The sequence below is a fragment of the Alkalihalobacterium elongatum genome, assembly GCF_019024285.1.
Taxonomy (GTDB): Bacteria; Bacillota; Bacilli; order Bacillales; family Bacillaceae_F; genus Alkalihalobacterium; species Alkalihalobacterium elongatum.
The window spans coordinates 45,326-53,731 of the sequence record NZ_WMKZ01000030.1; the positions used below are offsets into that span (position 1 = coordinate 45,326).

At 39.6% G+C, this 8,406-nt stretch carries 6 protein-coding genes and 1 other RNA gene; 6 read left to right on the forward strand and 1 reads right to left on the reverse strand.

The window, feature by feature from the left end; all coding sequences use genetic code 11:
* Nucleotides 1-181: 181 nt before the first annotated feature.
* Together ssrA and GKP30_RS20175 are read left to right on the forward strand one after the other, a co-directional pair.
* Nucleotides 182-541, forward strand: a transfer-messenger RNA (tmRNA) gene (ssrA, locus tag GKP30_RS20170).
* Between the two features lie 260 nt (nt 542-801).
* Complete coding sequence (locus GKP30_RS20175; protein ID WP_216831270.1) at nt 802-1,746, forward strand: nuclease-related domain-containing protein; 945 nt, start codon at nt 802-804, stop codon at nt 1,744-1,746.
* Nucleotides 1,747-1,784: 38 nt separating this feature from the next.
* Here the strand turns inward: GKP30_RS20175 and GKP30_RS20180 are convergent, their stop codons facing one another.
* Nucleotides 1,785-3,029 (reverse strand): MFS transporter, encoded by a 1,245-nt coding sequence (locus GKP30_RS20180; RefSeq protein ID WP_236035252.1) that lies wholly within the window; start codon nt 3,027-3,029, stop codon nt 1,785-1,787.
* Between the two features lie 409 nt (nt 3,030-3,438).
* Between GKP30_RS20180 and GKP30_RS20185 the strand changes: the two genes are divergently transcribed.
* The 4 genes from GKP30_RS20185 to GKP30_RS20200 all read left to right on the forward strand — a co-directional run bounded on the left by GKP30_RS20185 (nt 3,439) and on the right by GKP30_RS20200 (nt 8,109).
* A complete protein-coding gene (locus GKP30_RS20185) occupies nt 3,439-4,326 on the forward strand; it encodes a LysR family transcriptional regulator (protein ID WP_216831271.1) in 888 nt (295 codons plus the stop codon).
* 126 nt (nt 4,327-4,452) lie between these two features.
* Nucleotides 4,453-5,508: an HD-GYP domain-containing protein gene (locus tag GKP30_RS20190; RefSeq protein WP_216831272.1), complete on the forward strand. Its 1,056-nt coding sequence runs from the start codon at nt 4,453-4,455 to the stop codon at nt 5,506-5,508.
* A gap of 134 nt (nt 5,509-5,642) precedes the next feature.
* On the forward strand, nt 5,643-6,011 hold the full coding sequence (locus GKP30_RS20195) for an ArsR/SmtB family transcription factor (protein ID WP_216831273.1): 369 nt from the start codon (nt 5,643-5,645) through the stop codon (nt 6,009-6,011).
* Nucleotides 5,983-8,109, forward strand: coding sequence for a heavy metal translocating P-type ATPase (locus tag GKP30_RS20200; protein ID WP_216831274.1), 2,127 nt, complete (start codon nt 5,983-5,985; stop codon nt 8,107-8,109). Before GKP30_RS20195 ends, GKP30_RS20200 begins: the two co-directional genes overlap by 29 nt.
* The last annotated feature ends 297 nt before the right edge of the window (nt 8,110-8,406 follow it).

Below are 8,406 nucleotides of genomic sequence, written 5' to 3' on the forward strand. Positions count from 1 at the left end.
CGATTTCATATAGGATCGACTTTTATGGACTTACAGGATTTGTCATTTGAAAACTGGTGCAGATATGCTATAATGTAATTCCAGAGGGCGAGATAATTGCTTCTGGATTTACAACTAGCTCATGTAGCTTACTTTTGTTTAGCAGTTGCGTCTGAATAAGTCGCACAGCTATTTATAATCTGGGGACGTTACGGATTCGACAGGGGTGGGTTGAGCTTAGGTTGCGAGTCGAGGGGGTCGGCCTCGTTAAAACGCCAACGCCTATAACTGGCAAAACAAACAATAACTTCGCAGTAGCAGCTTAATAGCGCTTTGCGGTTCCACCCTCCATCGCCCATGTGGTAGGGAACGGGACTCACTCTTAGTGGGCTACGCTGGCTGTCCTCAGTCTGTGGACGAAGGAAGAGATTAATCAGACTAGCCTTACCGAAGCCTGTTGCTGGGCCGACGTAAGTGCGAAATGCTAATACAGTAACTACGCTCGTAGAAGCTTAAGTGTCGACATCTTTGGACGCGGGTTCGACTCCCGCCGTCTCCACCAATATATCGTGAAGAAGACCACCGTGTTAGGTGGTCTTTTTGCTTGGTTTTATAGGAAAAGTCTGCTCGGATCATAAATATAGTAGTTTGGATCATAAATTGAAAGTTAGGATCATAAATGCATTAGTTCGGATCATAAATTCGAAATTAGGATCATAAATAAGCCAACTTGGATCATATAAATAAATTTTTTTATCAAATAGAAGGAATATTATGCGCATTTATAGAAATTCTCTCTCAACAATGAGAGGAGTTGATGTTTTGATTAAAAAAAATCGAAGTGTACCAATAAAAATACAAAAATTAAATGCTCTTTTAAGAAGATTGCCTTTTAATCATCCCAAAAAGAGTAGACTTCAAGAAGAATTGGCGAAGAGTATGGCAGGGTACAATGGAGAAAAGTCGATTGACTTTCATTTGTCCTTTCTTGATCCTAGAGCTTTTATTATTCTTCACGATATTCGCATGGATGATGGAGATGGAAGGTATTTTCAGATTGATACATTAATTTTTTCCACCAAATTTGCTCTACTACTAGAGGTTAAGAACATATCTGGAACATTAATTTTTGACAGAACGTATAACCAACTTCTCCGCATCATCAATGATAAAGAAGAGGGTTTCCCCGACCCTATCTTACAGGTAACACGTCAAAAAAAGCAATTAGGTGAATGGTGGGTGAAGCAGAAGTTACCGTTACCACCGATAAGCTCACTAATTGTGATTAGTAATCCTTCTACAATTATTAAGTCAGCCCCAAGTAATCAAGTCATTCACGCTGCCTCACTTCCATATCATATTTCAAAACTAACCCAACAATTTAAAGAAGAAATACTTACCCAAAAAGAAATGAAAAAACTGTCCTCACTTATTCTCAAACAGCATGTTTCATTAGATCAAGACTTATTAAATCAATACGATATATTAAAAGAAGATATTCTAACTGGTGTTCATTGTCCTAGTTGTTATCATATTCCAATGCAAAGACAGAGAGGCACTTGGTTTTGTCATGCATGTCAAAGTAATTCTATTGATGCTCATAAATTAGCTTTAATTGATTATAAGCTTTTAATAGGAGATACAATATCAAATAATCAGTTTAGACATTTTTGTCATATATCATCTAAATCAATAGCATCAAAACTACTCGCTGCATTGGAGCTGGAACCTATAGGTAATAGAAAGGGACGAAAATACAAATTATAGAAACTAACGAAACAAAAAATAAAAGCTACAACTAATCATCATCCCATCCTCTTAACAGTCTCTCCATGTTTATCAAGCATCTCACCCTCCACACGCACTTCCCGCCGTAACTCCACTCGAATCATAATCACCATCACAAGGGCAATCAGAATCAATCCGCAAATGGTCGAGACGATTCCTGTCCAGGCAAAATTCTCCCAGATGACGCCGCCGCTCGTGCCGATGACACTTGAACCGAGATAATAGCACAGTAAATAGAGAGAAGCCGCTTGCGATTTATAATTCGTTGCCAACTCGCCGACCATGCTGCTCGCGATCGAGTGACTACCGAAAAAGCCGAACGTAAAAATAGCTAGCGCCAACAAAAGGAGCCATAGACTTTCACTTAACGTTAAAAGGGTACCAACGAGCATGATGAGAATGGTCAAAGGAAGCATCGTTTGTTTGCCATATTGATCACTCACTCTCCCCATATAAGTTGAGCTAAATGTTCCAACTAAATATATGAGAAAAACGAGGCCAATTAACGTTTGGCTTAAAAAATAAGGAGGAGCCATTAGAACAAAGCTAATGTAGTTATAAACGGTCACAAACCCGCCCATTAAAACAAATGAAATGGTATAGAGGCCAAGTAATTTTCGATCTTTTAAATTGTACAGTAACGAGGGCCATAGCTGCTTAAGTGAATACTTGGTTCGCTTCGAATGCACATCAACGGGAAGTAGCATCCAAAATAGAACGCTAAGGAATACGCTAATGCCCCCAATGACGAGTAGGGCGATTTGCCATGAAAACCAATCCGTCAAAACACCCGTTACAAGTCGGCCTGAAAGCCCGCCGAGTGTCGTTCCGCTTACGTAAATACCCATGACCACACCTAATGTTTTCGGGTGGAACTCTTCACTTACATATGTCATTGCGATACTCGGAAATCCAGCGAGTGCAATTCCTTGGAGGACGCGAATAAAAAGTAGGCTTGTATAACTAGTGCTGAAAGCAGACAAAATGCAAAGGATTGATGAGATAATGAGCGCCAAGGTCATCATTCGTTTACGTCCGGTCGAATCAGAGACAGTAGCCGCTATTAGCATCGTCACCGCTAAAAAACCAGTAGTTACCGATAGTGCGAGACTTGCCACTGCAGGCGTCACATCAAATTCCATTGAGAAAACCGGAATGAGTGTTTGCATGGAATATAAAATCATAAAGCTAACGAAGCTTCCAGAAAACAAAGCAATAATCGTTTTATAGTAACTTGAGTCGTTTTTAGTAATGTAATTCAAGGTTTCCTTCTCCTTTTTTTCTAGTCAGGTTGAAACTTAAAAGTCTTTATTAAACTTAATGCACTTAGTAAAGCGAAGCTAATAAAACCGATCAATTCCTTTCATACCATTTTAATGTTACTTAAAAATTTACATAATTCTCAAAGTCTTAATCACTTAAAACTGGCATCATTCAAAGCTCCGAATTACTCTACTCAAAACTCGCTTCCTCTAATATTTCGCTTCCTCCAAAACATCACTCTATTCAAACCTGCACTTTCCTCAAAATCGCCTTCCTAAAGCATTTCTTTTTCTCCCAACACTTCATCAACATAGTTGTATCTTTAATCATACTTTTGACAACTGATAACTTCCAATTTATAATTTTCATAAAATTGATGCAAAAATGTAATGGAAACGGGTGAGTGTAATGGAATGGCAGCAATTAGAGTATTTTCAACGATTAGCCCAAGTGCAGCATTTTACGCGTGCAGCAGAAAGTCTTTATATTTCACAGCCTGCATTAAGTCGATCGATAGCCAGATTAGAAAAAGATTTAGGAGTACCACTCTTTGAGCGAAACGGTAGATCTGTGCAATTGAGCCGGTACGGGAAAATCTTTTTAACGAGAGTAAATGAGGCCCTTCTCTTAATAGAGGAAGGGAAGCAAGAAATTAACGACATCATTCATCCTGATCAAGGCCAAATTGCGCTTTCCTTTTTACATACATTAGGGTCACACCTAGTGCCAGAACTCATAGGCGAATATCGAAAATCCTATCCAGATGTCCAGTTTCAGCTTTTTCAAAGTACGGCAGACATTTTAATTGAGCAGCTCATGACATGGGAGATTGATTTATGTTTAACATCCGAGCCCATTCAAACAGATGGGTTTAAATGGGAAAAGTTATTTAGTGAACAATTATACGTGATTGTTCCGAAGGCGCATCGATTAGCAAAGAGAGAATCTATAAAATTAGAGGAAATAGGTGAAGAACCATTTATTGGTTTTAAAGAAGGCATTGGCTTACGGACTATTACTGATCGGCTTTGTCAAAAGGCGGGTTTCAAACCTAACGTGATGTTTGAAGGCCAAGAGGTTTCGACGGTTAATGGGCTCGTATCTGCTGGTCTTGGTGTTAGTTTAATTCCTGATAGAAAAGGCTTAGATGAAACAGAGGTTTCAAAGTTAGAGGTTGTAAACCATGAATGCACACGGTCTATTGGAGTTGCTTGGGTGGAAGGAAGGTATATGTCGCCGATTGTACAGAAGTTTAAATCATTTGTTATTGAACAATTTAAAAGTACTAGTATATAAGTCCTGTTTAAGTGGTGATTCCGTTTACAGAATAGTAATAGAAGTGTATTCTTGTAATAAAGACAAGATTTTACAATTTTTGCAGCTGAAAGGGATCTAGAATCATACATACTATGGGGGATAACAATGAATGAAGAAAATGCCTTTCGTTTTGTTGGCTGTCGCCTTAAAAGGGATTTATATAATGAACAAGGTGAATTATTAGTTAAAAAAGGAACGATATTATCTGAATTACATGTCAGACGGTTAATTGAGATGGAGTTTGATTTAGACAAATATAAGTACAATATAGTACCTTTGCTAGCGAAGGCACTATTAACCCCATTTCAGCAAGATCTATTAATCACGAATACCGTAGGAGAAATCAGAGATATTTTTTCTAAAGTAAAAGACAATGATACGGTATTGCTAGAAGTCGAGGAAAAAGTGTTACCTGTTGTCGAACAAATATCATTAAATTATGATTTAGCGACACTAATGAATGGGATTTTAAGCAAGGATGATTATACGTACAGGCATAATATCGGGGTCTCCGTTCTTGCTGCGCTCTTGGCTAAATGGCTTGGTTTTTCTCCAGAAGAAATAAAAACGATTTCTCTTGGAGGCCTCTTGCATGATATAGGTAAGCTGAACATTCCAGATGAAATTTTACTTAAGCAGGGACCACTGACAAATGAAGAATATGATGAAATTAAAAATCATCCGCTTTACGGTTATGAGATTTTAAATAAAAGTGGGCACTTTGGTCAAGAGATTTGTTTAATGGCACTGGAGCATCATGAAAGAGAAAATGGAAAAGGTTATCCTTATGGTAAGAATGCGGATGAAGTTCATCTGTATTCAAAAATTATTGCGATAGCTGATATTTTTCATGCGATGACTTCAGATCGTGTTTACCGTAATCAAATTGCCTTGTATGAAGTACTGAAACAAATGAAGACGGAAGCGTTTGGGAAATTAGACCCGAAAATGACGTATATATTTATCCAAAGAATTATGGAAATGTCGATAGGTAATCAAGTCTATTTGAATGACGGCTCAATCGGTCAAATTGTATTTGTCTATCACGATGATCCCATTAACCCAGTTATTAACTTAGATGGAGAGCTTAAAGACTTGCGTTATTCGCCGCTTTATATCGTTTCATTCGTGTCGTTCACCAATCATACAGAAACAGCATAATGATAAGCACAGGAATATTTCCTGTGTTTTTTTGAACTATACAATCAAACAATCATTTGAACGTTTGAATGAATTGCAGTAAGATAGAAGTATACATTCAAATAAGCGTTTGATTAATGAGAGGGGTTTGTAAGGTGACTAAAGGAGATCAATGTGAAATATTTCAATATGATTCTGAAAAAGTAGACCGTTTATCAAAGTCAATGGACGTAGAACCATTCGATGTTACTGCAAAAATCTTCAAAGCCTTAGCGGATGAAACAAGGTTGAAAATTGCATTCCTACTAGCATCAGAAGAGGAATTATGCGTTTGTGATGTAGCAACGATTATCGGATCTTCTACCGCTACAGCTTCTCATCATTTAAGATTACTTAAAAATATTGGATTAGCAAAATACCGCAAAGAAGGGAAGCTAGTTTTTTATTCACTTGATGATGACCATGTAAAACAGTTAATTCTAAACGGATTAGAGCATGGAAAAGAGGGGAAAGGCCATGAGTGATCTAGAAAAAACGTATCGGGTACAAGGGTTTACCTGTGCTAATTGTGCGGGTCTTTTCGAGAAAAATGTCAAAGATCTTCCTCACGTTTCTGACGCAAAGGTGAACTTTGGCGCTTCAAAGATTAAAGTGTACGGAGACGTTTCCATTGAAGAATTAGAAAAAGCAGGAGCATTTGAAAACCTAAAATTGTATCCAGAAAAGGAACGACAAATCGAACATAAGCCTTTTTGGAAGCAACAACAGTTTGTCCAAACCGTTATTTCTGGACTCCTTCTCATTCTCGGTTGGACACTCGTTTTACAGAGGGGAGAAACGGACAGTGTAGCGATTGGTGTATTTGCTGCAGCGATGATAATTGGTGGGTACAATCTGTTTTGGCAAGGTCTAAAAAATTTGACAAAGCTTCGTTTTGATATGAAAACGCTCATGACGATTGCCATAATAGGTGCTGCGCTCATCGGTGAATGGGGAGAAGGAGCGACGGTTGTATTTTTATTTGCCATTAGTGAGGCACTTGAACGCTTCTCAATGGATAAGGCTAGACAGTCGATTCGTTCGTTAATGGACTTAGCTCCACGCACGGCAACGGTTATTAGACAAGGGAAAATGGTTGATGTTCCTGTGGATGACATTCAAATAGGTGAGATTATGCTTGTAAAGCCTGGGCAGAAAATTCCGATGGATGGAACGGTTCAACATGGGATCTCGACTGTTAATCAGGCGGCGATTACAGGAGAATCTATTCCAGTTGCTAAAAGTGCAGCCGATGAAGTATATGCGGGAACATTAAATGAAGAAGGCTTGCTAGAAATAAAAGTAACAAAAAGAGTTGAAGATACGACGCTATCAAAAATTATTGAACTTGTAGAAGAAGCGCAAGCCGAACGCGCACCGTCCCAAGCGTTTGTCGACCGCTTTGCTAAGTATTATACACCACTCATTATGCTTGTTGCTTTAGGGGTCGCAACGGTTCCACCACTATTTTTTGCAGCCGATTGGTCGACATGGGTGTATCAAGGGTTGGCTGTCCTCGTCGTCGGCTGTCCTTGTGCGCTCGTCATCTCTACCCCTGTTTCAATTGTTACAGCGATAGGAAATAGTGCAAGAAATGGTGTGCTCATCAAAGGTGGAGTTTATCTTGAACAATTAGGTTCGATCCAAACGATCGCATTTGATAAAACAGGAACACTTACTAAAGGTGTACCTGAAGTAACTGACATTTTTGCCGCATCACCATATTCCGAGCGAGATGTACTAGAGATCGGTGCATACCTAGAAAAAAGCTCTGCGCATCCATTAGCATCAGCCATTATGAAGCGAGCGAGTAAAGAAGGCATTGAGCCTGCAGAGCAAAAGGTCTTAAACTTCCGCTCGTTTACTGGAAAAGGAATTACAGGTGTTATCAATCAAGAGCATTACTTCGTCGGAAGTCCGTCATTTTTTAGTGAATTAAAAATTGATGTTCCACAAGATGTACATTCGTTACAACACCAAGGAAAAACCGTTATTTTAGTCGGAAAACAAAATGAACTGCTCGGCTATATTGCCGTCTCTGACCGCATTCGTTCGTCAAGTGTAGCTGCTGTCCGCGGTTTAAAACGATTAGGCGTTAATCGCACGATCATGTTGACAGGTGATAATAAAGAAACGGCAAGTGCCATTGGGAAAGAACTTGGGATCGACGAAGTCAGGGCACAGCTATTGCCAGATGAAAAACTAAAATGGGTAAAACAAATGAAAGATAACGGTCAAGTAGCTATGGTCGGAGATGGAGTAAATGATGCCCCTGCACTCGCAACAGCAAACATAGGAATTGCAATGGGTGGAGCAGGTACCGATGCAGCGTTGGAAACAGCCGATATTGCACTAATGGGAGATGACTTACGAAAGCTTCCGTTTGCGGTCAAGTTAAGTCGCAAAACATTAACGATCATTAAGCAAAACATTGCCTTTGCGCTCGGCCTGAAAGCGTTAGCCCTATTGCTCGTCATTCCAGGGTGGTTAACACTGTGGATCGCCATCTTTGCCGACATGGGAGCAACACTGCTAGTCACCTTGAATGGCTTGCGTTTGTTGCGAGTCAAAGATGAGGAATAGTATGCGAGTCAAAGGCAGTAGGCAAGTCATTGAACCAAGATTAGAGTCTGTTGTAAAAAAAGATAAATATCCACTTGGGTAAAAGCAGGAGGCAGTCACTAAAGGGAGCGAATGGAGCCCAGAGCGGCTGAAAAAAGCAGGAAACGGTAACTAATACGAATGAATGGAGCCCGTTGCAAGGAAAAAGAGCAGGAGGCAGTCACTAAAGGGAGCGAATGGAGCCCAGAGCGGCTGAAAAAAGCAGGAAACGGTAACTAATACGAATGAATGGAGCCCGTTGCAAGGAAAAAGAGCAGG

Excerpts from the sequence above, each read along its gene's own strand:
- GKP30_RS20185 (WP_216831271.1), top strand. The coding sequence starts at position 3,439 with ATGGAATGGCAGCAATTAGAGTATTTTCAACGATTAGCCCAAGTGCAG.
- GKP30_RS20200 (WP_216831274.1), top strand. The coding sequence starts at position 5,983 with ATGGAAAAGAGGGGAAAGGCCATGAGTGATCTAGAAAAAACGTATCGG.
- GKP30_RS20190 (WP_216831272.1), top strand. The coding sequence starts at position 4,453 with ATGAATGAAGAAAATGCCTTTCGTTTTGTTGGCTGTCGCCTTAAAAGG.